The following is a 21,001-nucleotide window of genomic DNA, read 5'->3' as shown; positions in this document are numbered from 1 at the left end:
GGACGGTTCGTCGTCCGCGATATTCGTGAAATTCAAGCCGTCATCCCAGATAGCGGCGGTGGAACCTGCAGCCGAGGCTGGTCAGCACTTCGTAGCCGATCGTGCCGGTGAGCATCGCCACGTCGTCCACGGTCTGCGACGGCCCGATCACCTCGACCAGGTCGCCCTCCTTCAACCGGCTTTCGGGCAATGCCGAAACGTCGATGATGATGGAATCCATCGACACCCGGCCGATGAAGGGCAGGCGAACGCCGTCCAGGAATGCGGCGGCCGCACCGCGCCGGTGCCATCCGTCGGCATAGCCAAGCGAAATGGTGGCGGCCCGCAGCCTGCCGGCCACGCGGAACGTGTGGCCGTAGCCGACGCTCGCGCCCTCCTCGAGCGTGCGTGTCTGGATCACTTTCGCTTCCAGCCGCACCACCGGCAGCATGGGGTTTTCGAGGCCGGGCGTCGGATTGATGCCGTAGAGCGCCGCGCCCGGCCGCGCCAGATCGTAGCGATAGGGCTCGCCGAGAAAGATGCCGGAGGAATTGTCGAGCGCGGCCGGAACCGCCGGCAAACTGGCGCGCAACGCCTCGAAGGCCAGGCGCTGGGCTTCGTTGGCCTGGTGCCCGGGCTCGTCGGCGCAGGCGAGATGGCTCATCACCAGCCTGAGGTCGATGCCGTCGAACGCCTGCGGATCGGCCGCGACCGCCTCGACCTCCGAGGGAGCCATGCCGAGACGCGACATGCCGCTGTCGACCTGCACCGCAGCCGGCAGCTTCATGGCGAGGTTCCGCGCCATGGAGCGCCAGGCGGCCAGTTGTCCGATGCTGTTGAGCACCGGCGTCAGCTCGGCCGCGGCGGCCTCCGGTTCGGCACCGGGCGGCAGGCCGTTGAGGATGTAGATGGCCGGGCTTTTCCCGAGCGCGGCGCGCAACGACACGCCCTCGCAGACATGGGCGACGAAGAACGTGTCGCAGCCCTCGGCCATCAGCGCCTGCGCGACCCTGGCCGCTCCCAGTCCGTAGCCGTCGGCCTTGACCACGCCGGCCACCCGCGCGCTGCCGAAGCGGGCCTGCAGGCGCCGGTAGTTCTCGCGTATGGCGCCGAGATCGATGGTCAGAACGGCGCCGGCCGCGGCAAGGCTCGGCTCGACCATTTCGCTCGGCACTTCAAAATTGCGGCCCATGACGCCCAAATCCTACATCCTTTCGCATGTCCGCGTCAAAACGACGTAACCATGCTTGTAGCATGTGTTTCACGCATGTTCCTTCGAAAGATTGGCTCTGGATTCGCGGATCGTGCCGTTACAGCCGTCCCAGCCGTGCAAAATCGCACGGAAGCACCGCCGCCCGGAAACGGCTGTTCCGGCATGACTGGTCACAGTCCCGAAAGACGCGATGGAGTCAGGGAGCGAGGTGCCTGAAGGCCGCGATCACCTGGTCGTAGACCTTGCGCTTGAACGGCACGATCAGGCCGGGCAGGTCTTGCATGGGCCGCCACGCCCATTGGTCGAATTCGGCCGTGTGGCCGCCGGGCGGCGGGTTGACGCGGATTTCGCGCTCTTCGCCGCGGAAGCGGAAGGCGAACCATTTCTGCGTCTGGCCGCGATATTTGCCTTTGAGCGCGATCCCGACCAGTTCTGGCGGCAGATCGTAGTTGATCCAACCCGGCGCCTCGGCGAGCAGGTCGAGGCTTTCCATGCCCGTCTCCTCGAACAACTCGCGCCGTGCCGCCGCCAAAGGCTCTTCTTCCTTGTCGATCCCGCCCTGCGGCATCTGCCACAGCATTGTCGTTCGGGAGAATTCGCTATCCGGCTCCGCGATGCGGCGGCCGACCCAGGCCAGCCCTGCGGCGTTGAGCACCATCACGCCGACGCAGGGGCGATAGGGCAGGCTTTCGGGATCGATGGGCTTTCCGGTCCTGGACATGGTCTTCACCGCTTTTCGGGGTCGTTCGCTACTGCCGAGACCGGCACGATCTCTATGCCGCGCCTTTTGGCTTCGGCGACCCAGGCGGCGACGGTGTCCACCGTCACGCCGAAGGCCGAGCCGATGCCGAGCGCGGACCCCTTGGCGCGCGCCGTGGCCTCCAGTTCGTCCAGCCTCTTCAATATGGCGCCGCGATCCTGCACGGCGTCGATGGCCGTATCGCCGGTCGCAAGCGGCACGCCGTCCTTCAGCGCCAGGTCCGGCGCCACGGACCGGGCGGACGAGCCGTCGTCGAGATAGCCGACGCCGCGCCGCCCAAGCTCCGCCATGACCGGCTCGAAGGCCGCGGAATCGGCGGAGAACCGCGCGCCCATATAGTTCATCACCATGGTGTAGTTGGTGGTGCGCGACAGCGCCCAGCGCAGGTTCTTCAGGTTCTCGTCCGGCGTGGCAGCCACGGTCAGCGTGTTGCGTCCCGGATTGACCTTGGGATAGTCGAACGGCTCCAGCGGCAATTGCATGACGATCTCATGGCCGCGCCGCCGCGCTTCCTGCATCCAGCGGCCGATCGAATTGCCCTGCGAGGCGAAGCCCAGCGTCACCTCCGCCGGCAGCCTGGCTATGGCCTCCTGCGTGCCGGTCTGGGAAACGGCCAGCCCGCCGATGACGATGGCCACGCGCGCGCCGCGTGCGCCCGACCAGGGCCGCGCGTAGACGTCGAACGGGCGCCGCCCGTCTGCGGCGCGGATCGGCAGCGGGCCGGTCTCGCTCTCCTCGATCAGCGCCTTGTCCGGCAGGTGCGCGACGGACAGGTTCTGGCCGATGGCGGAAGGGTCCTGGATGACGATGCCGGCCTGCCCGCCGGTCTCCACCGGTTGCACATGGATGATCTGGGGACCCTCCGCCCTCGCCGCAGGCTTGCGGACCGGGTCGGCCGGCTGGACGGGCGCCGCCGCCGGGGGGGCTGCTGGCTCGACAGGTTTGGCCGCCATGGCAACGACCTCCGGCGCGACCTTGCGGAACGGCTTGTCGCGCAGGGCGATGACGCCCGACACGGCGACGACGGCAAAAGCCGCCAGCGTGCCGGCGATCGCACGGGCGCCGATGCGCCGGCGCGAGGCGGGGCGAGGCATCCCCCTGCCCTGACCGAGCGGACGGTCGATCTCCCTGACGGCGTCAGCCAAGCCGCATCCCCTGATGCATCCCCCGAATCAAACTGCCGGAACCTCGACGGTTCCGGCAGCATGGCATTGCGCAGACTCGGCGGCCAGTCCCATTCGCCAGTCCCATTCGAACGGCCAGCCGACGCGCGTGAAGCGCGGCGCCGACAGCCCATGCCGTCGGCGCTCTGCTCCTTACTGGTTGTTCATCACCGCTTTTTCGGGATTGGGCGGGAAGGACGGATCGGTCTTCTGGCCGCGCAGCAGCTCCTCGGCGTAGATGAGCTGGAGGTCGTTCTTCGGATCCGGCGGCACGTAGGCGGCGGAACCCGAACCCTTGTCGTTCTCGTCCACGCCCTTGATATGGCCCTTCAGGTCGGATTCGCCGCGCGTGACGTCGCGACCCTGCAGGTCCGGCGGAAGCGGCTGGTCGACCTTGATGTCGGGAGTGATGCCGGTTCCCTGGATCGACTTGCCGGAAGGCGTGTAATAGAGCGCCGTCGTCAGCCGGAGCGCGCCGTTCTCGCCGAGCGGGATGATGGTCTGCACCGAGCCCTTGCCGAAGGACTGCGTGCCCACCACGGTGGCGCGCTTCATATCCTGCAGCGCGCCCGCGACGATCTCGGAGGCGCTGGCCGAGCCGCCGTTGATCAGCACCACCAGCGGCTTGCCGTCGATGTCGTCCTTGTTCTTCGGCTTGGCATCGAAGCGGGTCACGTCCTTCGGATCGCGGCCGCGCGTCGAGACGATCTCGCCGTGCTTGAGGAACGAGTCGGACACGCTGACCGCCTGGTCGAGCAGGCCGCCCGGATTCAGCCGCAGGTCGAGGACATAGCCCTTGAGCTTGTCGTTCGGCACCTGCTTCTTGATCTGCTGGATCGCGTTCTCCAGGTCGTCATAGGTCTTTTCGGTGAAGGAGGTGATCTTCATGTAGCCGATGTCGTTCTCGACGCGGAACTTCACCGCCTTGACCTTGATGATGTCGCGCACCACCGACAGCTCGATCGGCTTGTCGGCGCCCTGGCGCAGGATGGTCAGCTTGATCGGCGTGTTGACCGGTCCGCGCATCTTGTCGACCGCATCGTTCAGGGTCATGCCGCGCACTTCGGTGCCGTCGATCTTGGTGATGTAGTCGCCCGCCAGCACGCCCGCCTTGGCCGCCGGCGTGTCGTCGATTGGCGTGATGACCTTCACCAGGTCGTTCTCCATCGTGACTTCGATGCCGAGGCCGCCGAACTCGCCCTTGGTCTGGACGCGCATGTCCTGCGCCTCTTCGGCGTTCATATAGGACGAATGCGGATCGAGCGAGGTGAGCATGCCGTTGATGGCGTTCTCCACCAGCGCCTTGTCGTCGGGTGGCGTCACATATTGCGCCCTCACCCGCTCGAAGATGTCGCCGAAGATCGCCAACTGCTTGTATGTATCGGAACTCGCCGCATTTGCCGCCAACCCGGGCGCGCCATAGACAAGGCTCATGGCCGAAGCGCCCATCAACGCGCCGGCAAGCAAGAGCGAGAATTTCCGCATATTTTACGTCCTTCCAGAAGATCGGTCCGCCCACCACGGGGCCGGATCGACGGGTTTTCCATCCTTGCGGAACTCCACATAGAGCTCCGGCTGGGTATTCATGTCCGGCGCCGCCGCGGTGCTCGCCACCCTTGCTTCGCCCATTGCGCCTATCGGTTCCCCGGCAAGTACGGCCTGGCCGGACGCGACGCTCAATTTGCTCATCCCCGCCAATACGACATGATAGCCGTCGCCGGCATTCAGGATCAAGAGTTGACCATACGAGCGGAACGGCCCCGCATACAGCACATTCCCGTCCGCCGGCGCGGTAACGATGGCGCCCGATTGTGTCGCAAGCATGTCGCCCTGCATCAAGCCGCCGTTACCGTCGCCGGCGCCGAAACGGCGCCGGAACTTGCCCGTGACCGGCAAGGCGACCTGCCCTTGCAGCGACCGGAACGGCGGCGACGCCAGCAACTGGTTGGCTTCCGGGACGGGCGCGGCCGGCGCCTCGGTATCGGCCCTTGCCTCGGTGGCCGCCTTTTCCGCTGCCTTCTGTTTCCTGTCCGCCTCGGCGTCGAGCGAGGCAATCAGGTCCTTGAGGCTGGAAGCCCGCGCGGCAAGCTCCTGCGACTTCTTCTGCTCGTCCGCCAGCGCCGTCTCGGTTTCGGCCTGGAGCTTGCGCTTGGCCTCGAGCAGCAGCGTGAGCCGCTGCTTTTCCGCCGTCTGCTCGGTCATCGCCACCAACAGCCGCGCCCGCTCCGCCTCGATCGAAGCCTTCACGCGCGTCAGTTCCTTGAGATCGGCCATGAGCTTTTCGGTTTCCTGGCGCATCTCGGGCACCACGGCACCCAGCAGAATGGCGCTGCGCACGGACGACAGCGCATCTTCCGGCTTGACCAGGATGGCGGGCGGCGGATTGAGACCCATGCGCTCCAGCGCGCCCAGCACCTCGGCGAGCACGTCGCTGCGGCGCGCAAGCGAAGCCCGCACCGTCTTTTCCTGGCCCTTGAAACCGTCGAGGCGCCCGCCGATGTCCTCGATGTCCTCGCCGAGCTTCTGCTCGGTCTTGGCGGACTGGATCAGCGCCGCGGTGATAGCGGCATGGTCCTTCTTCACCGTCGCCACATCGGCCGCGAGCTTGGCCAGCCGCTCGGACGACAGGCTGATTTCCCGGGAGACGCGTTCGTATTCGGCGCGGCTGTCATCCGTGCCGGAAGCCGGCGCATCCTGCGCATGCACCATGCCGGCCACGGAAAACAGGCAAGCCGCGACTGCGGCGACAACGCCGCCGCAACGCATTCCCGCCCTCGTCCTTCGCCTGTCCTGCATGGAACCGATCCTAGCCGCAGCTTCGTTAACGAACCATCAACCATATTGGAAGACGGCCCGGCGGACGCGGCTCAGGCGCGATGATAGGGATGGCCGGCAAGGATGGTCGCGGCGCGGTAGAGCTGCTCGCCCAGCATGATCCTGACGAGCTGATGCGGCCATGTCATGGCTCCCAGCGACAGCACCAGGTCGGCCTGGTCGCGCAGGGACTGGTCGTGCCCGTCGGCGCCGCCGATCGCGATGATCATCGCCCGGCGGCCCTCGTCGCGGAACAGACCGAGGCGACCGGCGAAATCTTCCGAGCCGAGGTCGCGCCCGCGTTCGTCGAGGAGCACCAGCGCGCTGCCGATCTGCCGCTGCGCCTGCAAGGCCCGGCCTTCCTCGCGCCGCCGTTCGGTGGCGGTCTGCGCGCGGCTTTCCACGGTTTCGACGACGCCGGTGAATTCGAGCCCGATGGCCGGACCGCTTCTGGCGAAGCGCTCGAAATAACGCTCAGCCAATTCCCTTTCGGGGCCGGCTTTCATCCGGCCCACGGCATGTACCGTGACTTTCATTCCCTGCCTCGACTAGCCGGCTCGCGGCCGGGACATGATCCCGAAAACTGGAAACCGGCTTTCCGACGAGAATATGTCCTGCCTGCTGCTTCGGCCGCATCTGCCACGCAAGGCGGATCCGCCTTGCTGCAAATGCTTTAATGGAGGGTCTCCTCCTCGAGATCCGGCGCCTGCCACATCTTTTCCAGATTGTAGAAGTCGCGAACCTCGGGCCGGAACACATGGACGATAATGTCGCCTGAATCGACCAGCACCCAGTCGGCGCTCGACAGCCCCTCGACGCGCGCATTGCCGAAGCCGGCATCCTTGAGCGCCGTGAGGAGATGGTCGGCTACCGCCGAGACATGCCGGTGGGAACGGCCCGAAGCGATGACCATGTGATCGCCGAGAGTCGATTTTCCCTGGATGTCGATGGAGACGATGTTTTCGGCCTTGGAGTCTTCCAGACTGGCAAGGACTGTTTCGAGGGCGCGGGACGACGCGTCGCTGACGCTTATCCCGGCCGGCGAAGGCACGAGATCGGCCTTCTTCCGCAGTGCTGTTCTCAGTGTCTTTCCTTTCGCAGCAAGAACAACCAGCCGCCCAACCAACTCGAGCGACAGTACTTAGATAGGCAGAGTCGCATTGCAGTTTCAAGACATGCTCTGGACAGCATCGACATGCTTGCATCCTGGATGGAAAGGTCGGAACATGCCGGCCGGCCGGGGATTATCGCTGCTCGACGAACGGACCCTGCCCATGAACCTTGATCCGCAGAACGCTTTCCTCTCCGCCCAGACGGGTCTCGCGCAACTCAGCACCCTGATCGTTTCCTATTCCTTCTCCGCCGTCGGCGCGGTCATCCTGCTCATCGCCGGATATCTGTTCGCCGGCCTCGCCGAGCGGTCGGTCAATGCCGGCCTCGGCCGTCTCCACGGCTTCGACCAGACGCTGAGGCAGTTTTTCTCCAAGATCACGCGCTATGCCATCCTGATCCTGGTGGTCATCATGGTGCTCGGCCAGTTCGGGGTGCAGACGGCCTCCATCATCGCCGCGATCGGCGCCATCGGCCTGGCGATCGGCCTTGCCCTGCAAGGCACGCTGCAGAACATCGCCGCCGGCATCATGCTGCTGGCGCTGCGGCCTTTCCGCATCGGCGAATATGTCGAAGTCGGAACCGTGGCCGGCACCGTCGAGGAAATCGGCCTGTTCGCCACCCGGCTGCACACCGTCGACGGCATCTATGTGCTCGCACCGAACTCGACCCTTTGGAACCAGCCGGTTCGCAATTTCAACCGCAACAAGACGCGCCGCAACGACATCACGGTCGAGATCGGCCGCGACGACGACATCGACCGCGCGCAGACCGAACTGCTGCGGCTGGCCGCACAGGACAAGCGCGTGAAGAAGGAGCCGAAGCCGACCGCCTTCATCGGCGCGCTGGCGGGGAGCGTCGTCGGCGTGACGCTGCGCTACTGGACGTCCGACACCGACTTCCTTTCGTCCAAACTCGACCTTACCAAACAAGCCAAGGAAGCCCTCGACGCCAAGAGCATCTCCGCTCCCTAGACTCGGCCTGCACCGGGCGAGCGGCACCTCAATCAAGCTGCACTGCAAGGGTGATGCCGATTTCTGGTCGAACGACCTGAACAGGCCTCGCACCAGCGACTGACAGCAGCGGACGCCCGCGATGCCCTGCATCGTACGTATTTCGACAACTTATCGGTGAATACAGATGATGGCGGAGAAGGAGGGATTCGAACCCCCGATACCCTTGCGAGTATGCCGCATTTCGAGTGCGGTGCATTCAACCACTCTGCCACTTCTCCGCAAATGTGGTTGGCCGTTGCCGGCGCGGCGCACTAGATAACGGCTGCGCGGGCCGGAGACAAGGCCAAATCTGCCGCAGATCTGTCGCTTTGGAGCCGCATATTGCCGGCCGCCGTCCTTCTCCCAGCCTCATGGGCACGGAAAGCGGCGCCGGTCGGTTTAGGACAGACCCAAAACCTTGACTCCCGCGCGCCCTTCGGCTAGGGACGGCGCGCAATCGGCGTGGGGCGAAACTCCGCGCCGCTTGTTTTTTGAACCCGCAGACTGACAAAAAGACGGCCGGACCGCTTTTTTCCGGAAGAAATTCCGCGGAAACGTGACGGACTAGGCCGACCGAACAGCGAAAGGCTAAAAATGTTCGCAGTCATCAAAACGGGCGGCAAGCAGTATCGCGTGGCCGCCAACGACGTGCTGAAGATCGAGAAGGTTTCCGGCGAGGTCGGCGACATCGTGGAGATCGGCCATGTGCTGGCCCATGGCGAAGGCGAAAACGTCACCATCGGCGCCCCCTTCGTGGACGGCGCGCTGGTCACGGCGGAAGTGGTCGCCCAGGGCAAGGCCAAGACCGTCATCGCCTTCAAGAAGCGCCGCCGCCAGAATTCGCGCCGCAAGATCGGCCATCGTCAGCTTCTGACCACGGTGCGCATCTCCGAGATCCTGACCGGTGGCGCGAAGCCGTCGAAGAAGGCCGCCGCCAAGGCGGAAGCCCCGAAGGCTGAAGCCAAAGCCGAGACGGCCGCCGCGCCGCTGTTCAAGGCGCCGAAGGGCAAGGGCGACGACCTCACCGTCATCAAGGGCATCGGCCCGGTCGCCGCCAAGGACCTGAACGAGCAGGGCATCACCACCTTCGCGCAGATCGCCGGGCTCACCGACGCCGAGATCGAGAAGATCGACGCGGCCATGCCGTTCAGCGCCGACCAGATCAAGGACTGGCGCGAGCAGGCCAAGGAACTGGCGAAGTAAGCAGCGCCGTCGGGACTTGAAACGGAACGCGAACGCGTTCATAGAGATTGCAGGCGCCCGGAGCGGCGCAAAGGAGCAGTAACATGGCACACAAGAAAGCTGGCGGTTCGTCGCGCAACGGTCGCGATTCGGAATCCAAGCGCCTTGGCGTGAAGAAGTTCGGCGGCGAGGCCGTGCTGGCCGGCAACATCATCATCCGTCAACGCGGCACCAAGTGGCATCCCGGCACCAATGTCGGCATGGGCAAGGACCATACCCTTTTCGCCCTCGAGGAAGGTGCCGTGTCGTTTGCGAAGAAAGCCAACGGCCGAACCTACGTGTCGGTAAACCCGATGCCGAAAGCCGCGGAGTAGCCGGTTCCGCACCAAGAACACCGGCGCCCCATCTCGGGAACCGGTGTCTGGCCCAGGCCAGAAAAGGATCAGGGGAGATGGGTCGCCATCTCCCCTTTCTTTTTTCCATTTGCCTGGAGGACATCGACATGGTTGCCGAAGCAGAAGACACCGAAGACGAAAGTTTCGCGATAGACTGCACCGAGATCGTCACCGAGCGGCTGACGCTGCGCGCCCCGCGGGAGGACGACATCCCGGGCCTGGTCGAGCTCGCCGACAACCACCACGTGGCGCAGATGCTGGCGCGCATGCCGCATCCCTATGGCGAGGCCGAAGCCCGCACTTTTCTCGCCATGGCCCGCGCACAGCGGGCCGGCGCAATCTATGCGCTCACCCTGACGGCGACCGGCGCCTTTGTCGGCTGTGCCGGGCTGAACGCTACCGATCGTGGGCTGGAACTCGGCTACTGGATCGGTGAGCCGCACTGGAAGAAGGGCTACGCCACGGAAGCCGCGCACGCGCTGGTCGATCTCGCCTTCGCGCGCACCGGCATCCAGGTGCTGCATGCGTCGTGCCGGGTTATCAACCCGGCCTCGCGCAGGGTCATCCACAAATGCGGCTTCCAGTACGCCGGCCAGGGCATGCTGCACTCGCTGGTTGCAGGGCAGGTGCCGGTCGAGCGCTACCGGCTTGACCGGCGCACATGGACGAGCCTGAGGTCGTGGGCGCGTTTCTGAGACGAAGAACCGGTCGCCGCTCAGGCAATCTCGATCCAGACAGGCAGGTGGTCCGAGCCGACCGCCTGCCTGTCGACCCACAGGCGTTTCAGTCGGCCCGCCAGCGAGGCGCTGGCGAAGACATAGTCGATGCGCTTGAAGCGGCTGGCGTCCTGCGGTCGCTTGGGATCGACCCAGGTGACGAGGTCGCCGCCGGAAAGGCCGAGCTGGACGGCGGCATCGACGGCGCGGTCGGACCGTATCGCCAGGCCGAACTCGTGGTCGGGAATTCCGGCCATCTCGACATATTCGGGCGAGCCGGCCAGCATGTTGAAGTCGCCCATGACGATGTAATCCTCGGGATAGGGCGGCTCCGGCATGCCGACCTCGGCGAGGCCGGAGAGCCCGCCGCCCTCGACGGCGTAATTGAGGACGCGCTCGCGCAGGAAACGGATCTGCTCGATGCGCCCCAGCGGACTGCGATGGTCGAGATGGGTAGAATAGACGCGCAGGAAGCCGTGCGGTCCCTCGACCAGGGCCTCCAGCGCCCCGCGCTGGAAATTGAGCACGTCGTAGCTGCGGTTTCGCGGCAGAAGCAGGTTGCGCGACATGTGGATCGGCGTCCTGGACAGCACCATGTTGCCGAACTGGAAGGTGACGGTGTGGGCGCGCCCGTCTTTCAGGTGCGAGCCGATATTGGCTTCGAAATTGGAACCGTAGACGGCGAAATAATCGGGCAGCGCCTCTTCCAGCTCGGCGACCATGTCCCGCCCGCCATTGTTGGGGTTGTTGCGCGACACCTCCTGCAACGCGATGACATCCGCGCCGCGCACGGCGTCCGCGATGCGGCCTGCATCGTAGCGCCCGTCCAGCCCGACGCCGTATTGGATGTTGTAGGTGACCAGCCGCATCGCGACATCTCCATGGCTCGGCCCGAAAATGGGCCTTGTCCGCTCTCGCGCTTGCCCGCACCATAGGATAGGGAAGACGCGTTCGTGAAACCCAATAGCAGCCGGAACGGCACAGGCGCATGAAATTCCTCGATCAGGCCAAGGTCTATATCCGCTCCGGAGACGGTGGCGCGGGCTCCGTCTCGTTCCGGCGAGAGAAGTTCATCGAGTTCGGCGGCCCGGACGGCGGCGACGGCGGTCGTGGCGGCGACGTCTGGGTGGAGGCGGTCGACGGGCTGAACACGCTGATCGACTACCGCTACCAGCAGCATTTCAAGGCCAAGACCGGCGTGCACGGCATGGGCCGCAACCGCACCGGCGCCAAGGGCGCCGACGTGACGCTGAAGGTGCCGGTGGGCACGCAGGTCTACGCCGAGGACAACGAGACGCTGATCTGCGACCTCACCGAGGTCGGCCAGCGCTTCCTGCTGGCCAAGGGCGGCAATGGCGGCTTCGGCAACCAGCATTTCAAGACCTCGACCAACCAGGCGCCGCGCCGCGCCAATCCCGGCCTGCCGGGCGAGGAGATGACGGTCTGGCTCAGGCTGAAGCTGATCGCCGATGCCGGGCTGGTCGGGCTGCCCAATGCCGGCAAATCCACCTTCCTGGCGGCGGTGACGGCGGCGAAGCCGAAGATCGCCGACTATCCGTTCACCACGCTGCATCCGGGCCTCGGCGTGGCGCGCATCGACGGGCGCGAATTCGTCATCGCCGACATTCCGGGCCTGATCGAAGGCGCGCATGAGGGCATTGGCATCGGCGACCGCTTCCTCGGCCATGTCGAACGCACGCGCGTGCTTCTGCACCTCGTCTCCGCGCTGGAGGAAAGCCCCGCCAAGGCTTACCGGACAGTACGCGGCGAGTTGGAAGCCTATGCCCACGGCCTGGCCGAAAAGCCGGAAATCGTCGCGCTCAGCCAGATCGACACGCTGGACGCCGACGAGCGCAAGAAAAAGGCGGCAGCCTTGAAAAAGGCCTGCGGCCGCGCGCCTTTCCTGCTGTCGGCCGTAACCGGCGAAGGCGTCGAGGCCGTGCTGCGCGCCCTTATCGCAGTTGTGGAAGAGGCACGGCAGGCCGTGCCGGCACCCACCGAAACGCGGTGGGGAAGCTGAACCATGTCTGCCCTTTCGCTGAAGAAATACCGCCGCATCGCGGTGAAGATCGGCTCTGCGCTGCTGGTGGACCGCACCGCCGGCCTGAAGCGCGAATGGCTGCAATCCATGGCCGACGATATCGGACGGCTCGCCCATGACGGCGCCGAAGTCCTGGTCGTGTCGTCCGGCGCCATCGCGCTCGGCCGCACCATTCTCGGCCTCGGCAGGAAGGCGCTGAAGCTGGAGGAAAGCCAGGCGGCTGCGGCCGTGGGCCAGATCGCGCTCGCCGGCGCCTGGTCCGAGGCGCTCGGCCGGCACGAGCTGAAATCCGGGCAGATCCTGCTCACCCTCGGCGATACCGAGGAGCGCCGCCGCTACCTCAACGCCCGCGCCACCATCTCGACCCTGCTCAAGATGCAGGCCGTTCCCGTCATCAACGAGAACGACACGGTCGCCACCACGGAAATCCGTTACGGCGACAACGACCGGCTGGCCGCGCGCGTCGCCACCATGATGGGCGCCGACCTGCTGGTGCTGCTTTCGGATATCGACGGGCTCTACACCGCCCCGCCGGCGCGTGACCCGAACGCCGAGTTCATCCCGATGGTCGATCGCATCACGCCCGAGATCGAAGCCATGGCCGGAGCCGCGGCCTCGGAGCTTTCGCGCGGGGGCATGCGCACCAAGCTCGATGCCGGCAAGATCGCGACCGCCGCCGGCACGGCCATGATCATCACCGCCGGCACGCGGCTTTCGCCGTTGGGCGCCATCGAGCGCGGTGAGCGCTTCACCCTGTTCAAGCCGAGCCCGCACCCGGTGAAAGGCTACAAGACCTGGATCGCCGGCCAGTTGGAACCGGCCGGACGCCTCACCGTGGATACCGGCGCGGTGAAGGCGCTGATGTCCGGCAAGTCGCTGTTACCGGCCGGCGTGAAAGCCGTCGCCGGCAATTTCGCGCGCGGCGACACGGTGGCGATCCTGTCGCCCGAGGGTTTCGAGATCGCTCGCGGGCTGGTTGCGTATGATGCCGCCGATGCCGTAAGGATTGCCGGCCGCAAGACGGTCGAGATCGAAACGGTGCTGGGCTACGAGGCGCGCTCGGCCATGATCCACCGAGACGATCTCGTGGTGAGCCATGCCGGGGCATTCGGAGATTGAGCCATGCTGACATCGCATGAGAAAGCCCGGGACGACACCGCCGCGCTGATGGCCGGCCTGGGTCGTCGCGCCCGCGCCGCCGCCCGTCCGCTGGCCGTCGCCACGACGGAAGCCAAGAATTCCGCGCTGAACGCCATGGCGGACGCCATCGTCGCGAGCCAGCGAGCCATCCTCGATGCCAACGCAATCGATCTCGCCAACGGCACCGAGGCCGGTCTGTCGCCGGCCATGATGGACCGGCTGAAGCTGGACCCGTCCCGCATCCGCGCCATGGCCGACGGCATACGGGCGATTGCCGGGCTGAAGGATCCCGTCGGCGACGTGATCGCCGAATGGGATCGCCCGAACGGCCTGCATATCGAGCGCGTGCGCACGCCGCTCGGTGTCGTCGGCGTCATCTACGAAAGCCGTCCGAACGTGACGGCGGATGCAGGCGCTCTTTGCCTCAAGGCCGGCAACCCGGTGATCCTGCGCGGCGGCTCGGACTCGCTGAATTCTTCGGCGGCGATCCATGCCTGCATGGTCGAAGGATTGAAGGCGGCCGGCCTGCCGCAGGACGCGCTCCAGCTCGTTCCCACGCCGGATCGCGCCGCCGTCGGCGAGATGCTGAAGGGCCTGGGCGGCAACCTCGACGTCATCGTGCCGCGCGGTGGCCGCAGTCTGGTCGAGCGCGTCCAGAACGAGGCGCGCGTGCCGGTCTTCGCCCATCTCGAAGGCATCTGCCATCTCTATATCGACCGCTCCGCGAATCTGGACATGGCCAGGAAGATCGCCGTCAACGCCAAGATGCGGCGTACCGGCATCTGCGGCGCAGCCGAGACGTTGCTGGTCGACCGCGCCGTCGCCCAGACCCATCTGGTGCCTGTGCTGGAGGCGCTGAAGGCCGCCGGCTGCGAAATTCGCGCCGACGCCGAGGCGCGGGAGGCCTTCCCCGACGCAAAGCCGGCGACCGATGCCGACTGGACGACCGAATATCTCGACGCCGTCATTTCGGTGAAGCTCGTGGACGGCGTTGCCGGCGCCATCGATCACATCGAGACGTTTTCCTCGCATCACACCGAGACGATCGTCGCCGATGACGCGGCGGCGGTCGGAAGATTCTTCAACGAGATCGACTCTGCGATCCTGCTGCACAACGCCTCCACCCAGTTCGCCGACGGCGGCGAGTTCGGCATGGGCGCGGAGATTGGCATCGCCACCGGCAAGATGCATGCGCGCGGACCGGTCGGCGTCGAGCAGCTCACCTCGTTCAAATATCGCGTGCGCGGCAACGGGCAGGTGCGGCCTTGAGCCTTCTCGAAAGCATTTGAGCGCGGCCGGCGGGTCAGAGGGGATGCCTGACACCATGCTCGCCAGGGAGCCCAGGGTCGCGCAACATTATCTGCGCATGCCGCATGCCATGAAGGGCATGCAGGTCGGCCTGTTCGGCGGTTCGTTCAACCCGCCGCATGCCGGCCACGCGCTGGTGGCCGAGATCGCGCTGCGCCGGCTGGCGCTCGACCAGCTCTGGTGGATGGTGACGCCCGGCAATCCGCTCAAGAGCACGCGGGAGCTGGCGTCCTTGGCCGAACGCATCCGGCTTTCCGAGAAGATTGCGACTAATCCGAGGATCAAGGTCACGGCCTTCGAGGCGGCCCACCACGTGCGCTATACGGCCGACGCACTGGCATTGGTCAAGGCCAGGAACCCGGGCGTCGACTTCGTCTGGATCATGGGTGCGGATTCGCTGCGCGACTTCCATCGCTGGCAGCGCTGGCGCCAGATCATGCTGACTTTCCCCATCGCCGTGATCGACAGGCCGGGCGCCACCCTGTCCTTTCTGTCCTCGGTTGCTGCCAAGACGTTCGACTATGCTCGCGTCGATGAGCGCGACGCGCCCAGCCTCGCCCATATGCGCGCGCCGGCCTGGACCTTCATCCACGGGCCGCGCTCCTCGCTGTCCTCCACCGCGATCCGCCAGGCCGGCACCTGAGCCGGCCGATTAAGCGTTACCGCGCCATGGCATGGTATTCGGGATTCGGCCGCATATCGATGGCTGCCGCCAGCCTGTTCGACATGTTGAAGAAGGCGGCCGTCGAGGCGATATCCCAGACGTCGCGGTCGGAGAAGCCGGCATCGCGCAGCGTCGTGCGATCCGCCTCGACCATCTTGTCGGGCTGCTCGGTCAGCTTGACGGCAAATTCCAGCATCGCCCGCTGCTTCCCGGACAGTTCGGCGGCACGCCAGTTCATCACCATCATCTCGCCCAGCGCGGGATCGCCCGAAAGCTGGCGCACAGCCGCGCCATGCGCGGTCAGGCAGTAATAACAATGGTTGATCGAGGACACGGCAACCGCGATCATCTCGCGTTCCAGCTTTGAAAGACCGGATTCGCCCAGCATCAGGTCGTTGTACATGTCGGTGAAGGCACGCAGCTTCTTCTCGTCGAAGGCGTAGGCCTTGAGCACGTTCGGCACCAGGCCGAGCTTTTCCTCGCATTTGGCGAAATAGGCCCTGGTGCCGTCGCTCAGTTCGGCCGGCTCCAGGTCGAGGGCGGTGATCCGTTCGGGCATGATTTTCTCCTTCGGTCGCCTGCAAAAGCTTGCGGTGCCGATCGTTCTTTTTCTTTACCGGCCGTCAAACCTTTGTCGCCAAAAACCGGTCATCTGCTACGATAGCTGCAAAACCAAACGACGGGAGGAAATTCGCGTCATGGCCAGCCTGAAATCCGCAGCCAAGCCCAGCAAGACGAGTGTCCGGAAGGGAGGTGCGGAAAAGCTGGCGGATAAAAAGCCCGTGCAACTGGCCGACTACCTGCTGGCCCGGACGCCGCAGGAAGACCTGGCGGATTACAGCGCGGCCGATCTGGCACGCGCCGCCGAACTTGCCGAAGCCGCGGTGGCCCGGCACCGGCACGGCGAGAGCGTCATCGCAGTGGAGGCCGATGCCCGCGTCTCGTCACAGGGCCGGCCGCTCGCCGTCATAACCGTCGTCAACGACAACATGCCCTTCCTGTTCGATTCCATCCTGGGCGAGGTGACCGAAAGCGCCGGCGAGCCGACGCTGGTCGCTCACCCGGTGATAACGGTCAGGCGCGACAGGACCGGCGCAGTCGCCGAAATCCTGGGCGACGGCGGCCATCCGCGCGAGGACGCCGCCCATGAACGGCTGAGCGTCGTGCAGATCCATACCGGCCGGATGCGCGAACAGCAGGCCCGGGAGCTGGCCGCGCGGCTCGCGAAGGTGCTGACACAGGTGCACGCGGCCGTTGCCGACTGGAAGCCGATGCTAGCCCGCCTCGACCAGGCGATCTCCGATTTCCGCTATGCGCCGATCCCGCTCGACAAGAAGAACGTGGCCGAAGCGATCGCCTTCCTGGAATGGCTGCGCGACGACAATTTCACGTTCCTCGGCATGCGCGAATTCAAATATGTCGGCGGCGAGAAGAGCGGCACGCTGGAGCTGGCGGACAAGCCCGGCCTCGGCATCCTGACCGACCCCGACGTGCTGGTGCTGAGGCGCGGCACCGAAGCGGTGACGACGACGCCCGAGATCCGGGCCTTTCTGCACGGCCCGGAACCTCTGATCGTCACCAAGGCCAATGCCAAATCCTCCGTCCACCGGCGTGCCTATCTCGACTATGTCGGGGTCAAGACCTACGACCAGAAGGGAAAGCTGGCGGGCGAACTGCGCATCGTCGGCCTGTTCACCTCCACCGCCTACACGCGCTCGGTCGCCAAGATTCCCTACCTGCGTTCCAAGGCCGAGGCGGTGATCGCCAAGTCGGGCTTCAGTCCCAACGACCATTCCGGCAAGGCGCTGATCAACGTCCTGGAAAGCTACCCCCGCGACGAGCTGTTCCAGGTGCCGGTTCCCATTCTCAGGAAGCATGCCGAGGCGATCCTCGGCCTGATCGAGCGGCCGCGCGTGCGTGCGCTGGTCCGCGCCGACCAGTTCGACCGTTTCGTCTCCGTGCTCGTCTTCATCCCCCGCGACCGTTACGACAGCGTGGTGCGCGAGAAGGTGGGCGCCTATCTCAAGACCGTGTTCCAGGGCCGCCTGTCCGCCTACTACCCCGCCTTCCCGGAAGGCGGCCTGGCCCGCGTCCATTTCATCATCGGCCGTTCCGGCGGCAAGACCCCCAGGATCGAGCCGGCCGCCATCGAGGCGGCGATCCGCGACATCGTACGCACCTGGGAGGATGCGCTGGCTGAGGCGGTGGAGGTTTCCGGCAGCGACCCGGCCTTGAAGCGCATCGCCGCGCGCTTTCCTGAAAGCTATCGCGACAGCTTCTCGCCGGCGGTCGCACTGGTCGATGCAGGTCGCGTGGGGGCGTTGAGCGCGGCCAGTCCCATCCTCATCGATTATTATCGCGACGCCGGCCAGACGCCCGAGCAGGCGTCGCTGAAGATCTACCATCACGGCAGCCCGGTGGCGCTGTCGCGGCGGGTGCCGGTGCTGGAAAACATGGGCTTCCGCGTCATCAGCGAGCGCACCTTCGAGATCGACGGCGAGGACGGCGGCAAGGTGTTCATCCACGACATGGAGCTGGAGAACGCCTACGGCCGCCCGGTGGACCTTTCCGACGGCGGCGCCCTGTTCAACGACGCCTTCATGGCCGTCTGGCGCGGCGACAGCGACAATGACGGCTACAACGCGCTGGCGCAGACGGCAGGCCTGTGGTCGCACGAGATTCTGATCCTGCGTGCCTATGGCCGCTATCTGCAGCAGGCCGGCATCCCGCAGAGCCAGGACTTCATCGCCGCCGTGCTCAACCGCTACCCCGAGATCGCGCGCGGTCTCTACAACCTGTTCGTCGCGCGTCTTGGGCCGGACGGGCATGGCGAAGGCGTGGCGGCGGCCCGGCATATCAAGGCCAAGGTCAAGGATGCGCTGGAAGACGTCCCCAACATCGACGACGACACCATCATCCGCCGCTACCTCAACCTGATCGAGGCGTCGCTGCGTACCAATCATTTCGTGGACGGCAAGCGGGAACGGGGCGAGTCGCTGGCGATCAAGCTGGACTCGCGCGCCATAGACGGCCTGCCCGAACCGCGTCCCTGGCGCGAGATCTTCGTCTACGGCGCGGAAGTCGAGGGCGTCCACCTGCGCTTCGGCCCGGTGGCGCGCGGCGGCCTGCGCTGGTCGGATCGGGCGCAGGACTACCGCACCGAGGTGCTGGGACTGGTCAAGGCGCAACAGGTGAAGAACGCCGTCATCGTGCCGGTCGGCGCCAAGGGCGGCTTCTACCCCAAGCGCCTGCCGACCGGCGGCAGCCGCGACGCCGTGTTCGAGGCCGGACGCGCCGCCTACATCAATTTCGTCTCCAGCCTGCTGTCGATCACCGACAATATCGGCACCGACCACATCATTCCGCCGGAAGGCGTGACGCGGCAGGACGGCGACGATCCCTATTTCGTCGTCGCCGCCGACAAGGGTACGGCCACCTTCTCCGACACCGCCAACGCGATTTCGGAAAAGCATCATTTCTGGCTGGACGACGCCTTCGCCTCGGGCGGCTCCGCCGGCTACGACCACAAGGGCATGGGCATCACCGCCAAGGGCGCGTGGGAGGCGGTGAAGCGGCATTTCCGCGAGATGAACCGCGATATCCAGGCCACGCCCTTCACCTGCGTCGGCGTCGGCGACATGTCCGGCGACGTGTTCGGCAACGGCATGCTGCTGTCCGACCAGACGCGGCTGATCGCAGCCTTCGACCATCGCGACATTTTCATCGATCCCGATCCGGACCCGGCTGCTTCCATGGCCGAGCGCAGGCGGCTGTTCGCATTGCCGCGCTCGAGCTGGCAGGATTACGACAAGACCGTGCTGTCGAAGGGCGGCATGATCATTTCGCGCAGCCAGAAATCGGTGACGCTGACGCCTGAAACGGCGGTCGCCATCGGCCTGGGCAAGACCGTGGCCACGCCGGTCGAGATCATCCGCGCCGTTCTTTCGGCCCCGGTCGACCTCTTGTGGTTCGGCGGCATCGGCACCTATCTGCGCGCTTCCGGCGAGACCAACCAGGAGGTCGGCGACCGCGCCAACGACGCGGTGCGCATCACCGCGGCGGAGGTGCGCGCGAAGGTCATCGGCGAGGGCGCCAATCTGGGCGTGACGCAGCGCGCCCGCATCGAATACGGCCTGCGCGGCGGACGCAACAACTCCGACGCCATCGACAATTCCGGCGGCGTCAACTGCTCCGACGTCGAGGTCAACATCAAGATCGCGCTGGCCTCCGCCATGCGAAAGGGCGCCTTGACGCGGCCGGCCCGCAACAAGCTGCTGGCCGACATGACCGGCGAGGTCTCCCGTCTCGTGCTCGCCAACAATTACGAGCAGACTCTCGCCCTTTCGCTGGCGCGCAAGCGCGGCCTGGCCGATATCGCCCATCAGGGCCGTTTCATGACGGCGCTGGAGCATCGCGGCCTGCTCGACCGGGCCGTGGAGACGCTGCCCTCGCCGGCCGAGCTTGCCGAACGCGAGGCGCGCGGCGAGCCGCTCACGCGCGCCGAGCTCGGCGTGCTTCTGGCCTATGCCAAGATCGTGCTCTTCTCCGACATCGTCGCTTCCGACGTGCCGGACGACGCGCATTTCGACCGCGACCTGATGGACTATTTCCCGGAGCGCATGGCGAAGAAGTTCGCCGACGACATTCACACCCACCGGCTGCGGCGCGAGATCATCGCGCGTGTGATCGCCAACGATCTGGTCAACCGCGGCGGACCTTCCTTCACGAACCGGCTGGTGGAATCCACCGGCCGAAGCGCCGCCGACGTGGTGCGCGTCTTCGCCCTCATTCGCGACGGCTTCGCGTTGCCGGCGCTCTATGCCGAGATCGACGCGCTGGACAACGCCATCGACGGACAGGTCCAGCTCGATCTCTACCAGACGGTGAGCCGGCTGATCTTCGTGACCAGCGGCTGGTATCTGAAGAACGATGCCGGCGGTGCCCCTCTCAGCCAGCGCATCGGCGAGCTTCAGGAAGCGCGCAAGGCGCTGGAATCGAGGCTGCCGTCGCTCTTGCCGGCCTATACGCGCGAGAATATCGCTCAAAAGCGCGACGTGCTGGTCACGGCCGGCGCACCGGAGAAGCTTGCCGACCGGCTGGCCTTCACCGACATCGCCTCGCTCATTCCCGATATCGCGCTGACCGCCCGTCAGGCCGGAGCGGACATCGTGGCCGCCGCGAAAGCCTTCTTCGCGGTCAGCGAGGCCTTCCGCATTCCGCGCATTGAGGAGGCCATGCAATCGATCTCGCCTTCCGACTACTACGACCAGCTTGCCCTCTCTCGCGCGGGCGACACCATAGGCGCAGCCCGGCGTGGCATCGCGGTTGCGGCGCTTACCGGTCACGGCACCGCCGCAGATCCCGTGGCGGCCTGGCTGGAAGCCGGCGGTGGGCGCACCGCCGGCATTCGCGAACGCCTGCAGGCGTTGACCGAAGGCGGCGAGCTGACCGTTTCGCGGCTTTCGGTCGCTTCCGGCCTGATGAGCGACCTGACAGGATCGTGAGCAGCTGGAGCTATCCC

Annotated in this window: 18 protein-coding genes and 1 tRNA gene; 9 read left to right on the top strand and 10 right to left on the bottom strand. The window is 66.0% G+C overall.

From position 1 onward, the window contains the following. Positions 1-40: 40 nt before the first annotated feature. From alr to rsfS, 7 genes are all read right to left on the bottom strand, one after another. The gene (alr, locus tag QU595_RS22460) at positions 41-1,171 is read right to left on the bottom strand and encodes an alanine racemase (protein ID WP_315926096.1); all 1,131 of its coding nucleotides are present in this window, start codon (positions 1,169-1,171) and stop codon (positions 41-43) included. A gap of 217 nt (positions 1,172-1,388) precedes the next feature. Next, positions 1,389-1,913, bottom strand: coding sequence for an RNA pyrophosphohydrolase (locus QU595_RS22455; protein WP_315926094.1), 525 nt, complete (start codon positions 1,911-1,913; stop codon positions 1,389-1,391). A gap of 5 nt (positions 1,914-1,918) precedes the next feature. Further along, on the bottom strand, positions 1,919-3,097 hold the full coding sequence (locus tag QU595_RS22450) for a divergent polysaccharide deacetylase family protein (RefSeq protein ID WP_315926092.1): 1,179 nt from the start codon (positions 3,095-3,097) through the stop codon (positions 1,919-1,921). 171 nt (positions 3,098-3,268) lie between these two features. Then, positions 3,269-4,600, bottom strand: a complete 1,332-nt coding sequence (locus tag QU595_RS22445; RefSeq protein ID WP_315926090.1) for a S41 family peptidase — start codon at positions 4,598-4,600, stop codon at positions 3,269-3,271. A gap of 3 nt (positions 4,601-4,603) precedes the next feature. After that, complete coding sequence (locus tag QU595_RS22440) at positions 4,604-5,911, bottom strand: murein hydrolase activator EnvC family protein (protein WP_410000554.1); 1,308 nt, start codon at positions 5,909-5,911, stop codon at positions 4,604-4,606. A 71-nt stretch (positions 5,912-5,982) separates the two neighbouring features. After that, positions 5,983-6,465 carry a 23S rRNA (pseudouridine(1915)-N(3))-methyltransferase RlmH gene (gene rlmH, locus QU595_RS22435; RefSeq protein ID WP_315926088.1) on the bottom strand — a complete coding sequence of 161 codons (483 nt, stop codon included), beginning with the start codon at positions 6,463-6,465 and terminating at the stop codon, positions 5,983-5,985. Positions 6,466-6,602: 137 nt separating this feature from the next. Next, positions 6,603-6,980 carry a ribosome silencing factor gene (gene rsfS / locus QU595_RS22430; protein ID WP_315926086.1) on the bottom strand — a complete coding sequence of 126 codons (378 nt, stop codon included), beginning with the start codon at positions 6,978-6,980 and terminating at the stop codon, positions 6,603-6,605. A 223-nt stretch (positions 6,981-7,203) separates the two neighbouring features. On the opposite strand from rsfS, the gene QU595_RS22425 reads away from it, so the two are divergent. Beyond that, positions 7,204-8,013 carry a mechanosensitive ion channel family protein gene (locus QU595_RS22425; protein WP_315926084.1) on the top strand — a complete coding sequence of 270 codons (810 nt, stop codon included), beginning with the start codon at positions 7,204-7,206 and terminating at the stop codon, positions 8,011-8,013. Positions 8,014-8,183: 170 nt separating this feature from the next. On the opposite strand, the gene QU595_RS22420 is transcribed toward QU595_RS22425, so the two are convergent. Further along, positions 8,184-8,273: transfer RNA gene (locus QU595_RS22420), tRNA-Ser, on the bottom strand. 355 nt (positions 8,274-8,628) lie between these two features. Here QU595_RS22420 and rplU point away from each other — a divergent pair. The 3 genes from rplU to QU595_RS22405 all read left to right on the top strand — a co-directional run bounded on the left by rplU (position 8,629) and on the right by QU595_RS22405 (position 10,306). Then, positions 8,629-9,237, top strand: coding sequence for a 50S ribosomal protein L21 (gene rplU / locus QU595_RS22415; RefSeq protein WP_315926082.1), 609 nt, complete (start codon positions 8,629-8,631; stop codon positions 9,235-9,237). Between the two features lie 83 nt (positions 9,238-9,320). After that, positions 9,321-9,590: a 50S ribosomal protein L27 gene (gene rpmA / locus QU595_RS22410; protein ID WP_315926081.1), complete on the top strand. Its 270-nt coding sequence runs from the start codon at positions 9,321-9,323 to the stop codon at positions 9,588-9,590. A 128-nt stretch (positions 9,591-9,718) separates the two neighbouring features. Continuing rightward, entirely contained in the window at positions 9,719-10,306 is a 588-nt protein-coding gene (locus QU595_RS22405; protein ID WP_315926079.1) for a GNAT family protein, read from the top strand. A 20-nt stretch (positions 10,307-10,326) separates the two neighbouring features. Here QU595_RS22405 and QU595_RS22400 read toward each other — a convergent pair whose 3' ends face one another. Beyond that, entirely contained in the window at positions 10,327-11,196 is an 870-nt protein-coding gene (locus QU595_RS22400; protein ID WP_315926077.1) for an endonuclease/exonuclease/phosphatase family protein, read from the bottom strand. Between the two features lie 119 nt (positions 11,197-11,315). Here QU595_RS22400 and obgE point away from each other — a divergent pair, with 119 nt between their 5' ends. The 4 genes from obgE (at position 11,316) to QU595_RS22380 (ending at position 15,459) form a co-directional block, all read left to right on the top strand. Continuing rightward, positions 11,316-12,347 carry a GTPase ObgE gene (gene obgE / locus QU595_RS22395; RefSeq protein ID WP_315926075.1) on the top strand — a complete coding sequence of 344 codons (1,032 nt, stop codon included), beginning with the start codon at positions 11,316-11,318 and terminating at the stop codon, positions 12,345-12,347. Between the two features lie 3 nt (positions 12,348-12,350). Next, entirely contained in the window at positions 12,351-13,487 is a 1,137-nt protein-coding gene (gene proB / locus QU595_RS22390; protein WP_315926073.1) for a glutamate 5-kinase, read from the top strand. Positions 13,488-13,490: 3 nt separating this feature from the next. Continuing rightward, positions 13,491-14,777 carry a glutamate-5-semialdehyde dehydrogenase gene (locus QU595_RS22385; protein ID WP_315926071.1) on the top strand — a complete coding sequence of 429 codons (1,287 nt, stop codon included), beginning with the start codon at positions 13,491-13,493 and terminating at the stop codon, positions 14,775-14,777. 97 nt (positions 14,778-14,874) lie between these two features. Further along, positions 14,875-15,459, top strand: a complete 585-nt coding sequence (locus tag QU595_RS22380; protein WP_315926481.1) for a nicotinate-nucleotide adenylyltransferase — start codon at positions 14,875-14,877, stop codon at positions 15,457-15,459. A gap of 16 nt (positions 15,460-15,475) precedes the next feature. Here QU595_RS22380 and QU595_RS22375 read toward each other — a convergent pair whose 3' ends face one another. Then, the gene (locus QU595_RS22375; RefSeq protein ID WP_315926069.1) at positions 15,476-16,039 is read right to left on the bottom strand and encodes a peroxidase-related enzyme; all 564 of its coding nucleotides are present in this window, start codon (positions 16,037-16,039) and stop codon (positions 15,476-15,478) included. A gap of 139 nt (positions 16,040-16,178) precedes the next feature. Between QU595_RS22375 and QU595_RS22370 the strand changes: the two genes are divergently transcribed. Beyond that, complete coding sequence (locus QU595_RS22370) at positions 16,179-20,984, top strand: NAD-glutamate dehydrogenase (protein ID WP_315926067.1); 4,806 nt, start codon at positions 16,179-16,181, stop codon at positions 20,982-20,984. The last annotated feature ends 17 nt before the right edge of the window (positions 20,985-21,001 follow it).

Source organism: Mesorhizobium sp. SP-1A (genome assembly GCF_032460275.1).
Classification (GTDB): domain Bacteria; phylum Pseudomonadota; class Alphaproteobacteria; order Rhizobiales; family Rhizobiaceae; genus Mesorhizobium.
This window is presented reverse-complemented; position numbering and strand designations above follow the sequence as displayed.

Coding starts and splice junctions, on each gene's coding strand:
- alr (WP_315926096.1), bottom strand. CDS start 1,171: ATGGGCCGCAATTTTGAAGTGCCGAGCGAAATGGTCGAGCCGAGCCTT.
- QU595_RS22455 (WP_315926094.1), bottom strand. CDS start 1,913: ATGTCCAGGACCGGAAAGCCCATCGATCCCGAAAGCCTGCCCTATCGC.
- QU595_RS22445 (WP_315926090.1), bottom strand. CDS start 4,600: ATGCGGAAATTCTCGCTCTTGCTTGCCGGCGCGTTGATGGGCGCTTCG.
- QU595_RS22440 (WP_410000554.1), bottom strand. CDS start 5,911: ATGCAGGACAGGCGAAGGACGAGGGCGGGAATGCGTTGCGGCGGCGTT.
- rlmH (WP_315926088.1), bottom strand. CDS start 6,465: ATGAAAGTCACGGTACATGCCGTGGGCCGGATGAAAGCCGGCCCCGAA.
- QU595_RS22425 (WP_315926084.1), top strand. CDS start 7,204: ATGAACCTTGATCCGCAGAACGCTTTCCTCTCCGCCCAGACGGGTCTC.
- rplU (WP_315926082.1), top strand. CDS start 8,629: ATGTTCGCAGTCATCAAAACGGGCGGCAAGCAGTATCGCGTGGCCGCC.
- rpmA (WP_315926081.1), top strand. CDS start 9,321: ATGGCACACAAGAAAGCTGGCGGTTCGTCGCGCAACGGTCGCGATTCG.
- QU595_RS22405 (WP_315926079.1), top strand. CDS start 9,719: ATGGTTGCCGAAGCAGAAGACACCGAAGACGAAAGTTTCGCGATAGAC.
- QU595_RS22400 (WP_315926077.1), bottom strand. CDS start 11,196: ATGCGGCTGGTCACCTACAACATCCAATACGGCGTCGGGCTGGACGGG.
- obgE (WP_315926075.1), top strand. CDS start 11,316: ATGAAATTCCTCGATCAGGCCAAGGTCTATATCCGCTCCGGAGACGGT.
- proB (WP_315926073.1), top strand. CDS start 12,351: ATGTCTGCCCTTTCGCTGAAGAAATACCGCCGCATCGCGGTGAAGATC.
- QU595_RS22385 (WP_315926071.1), top strand. CDS start 13,491: ATGCTGACATCGCATGAGAAAGCCCGGGACGACACCGCCGCGCTGATG.
- QU595_RS22380 (WP_315926481.1), top strand. CDS start 14,875: ATGCCGCATGCCATGAAGGGCATGCAGGTCGGCCTGTTCGGCGGTTCG.
- QU595_RS22375 (WP_315926069.1), bottom strand. CDS start 16,039: ATGCCCGAACGGATCACCGCCCTCGACCTGGAGCCGGCCGAACTGAGC.
- QU595_RS22370 (WP_315926067.1), top strand. CDS start 16,179: ATGGCCAGCCTGAAATCCGCAGCCAAGCCCAGCAAGACGAGTGTCCGG.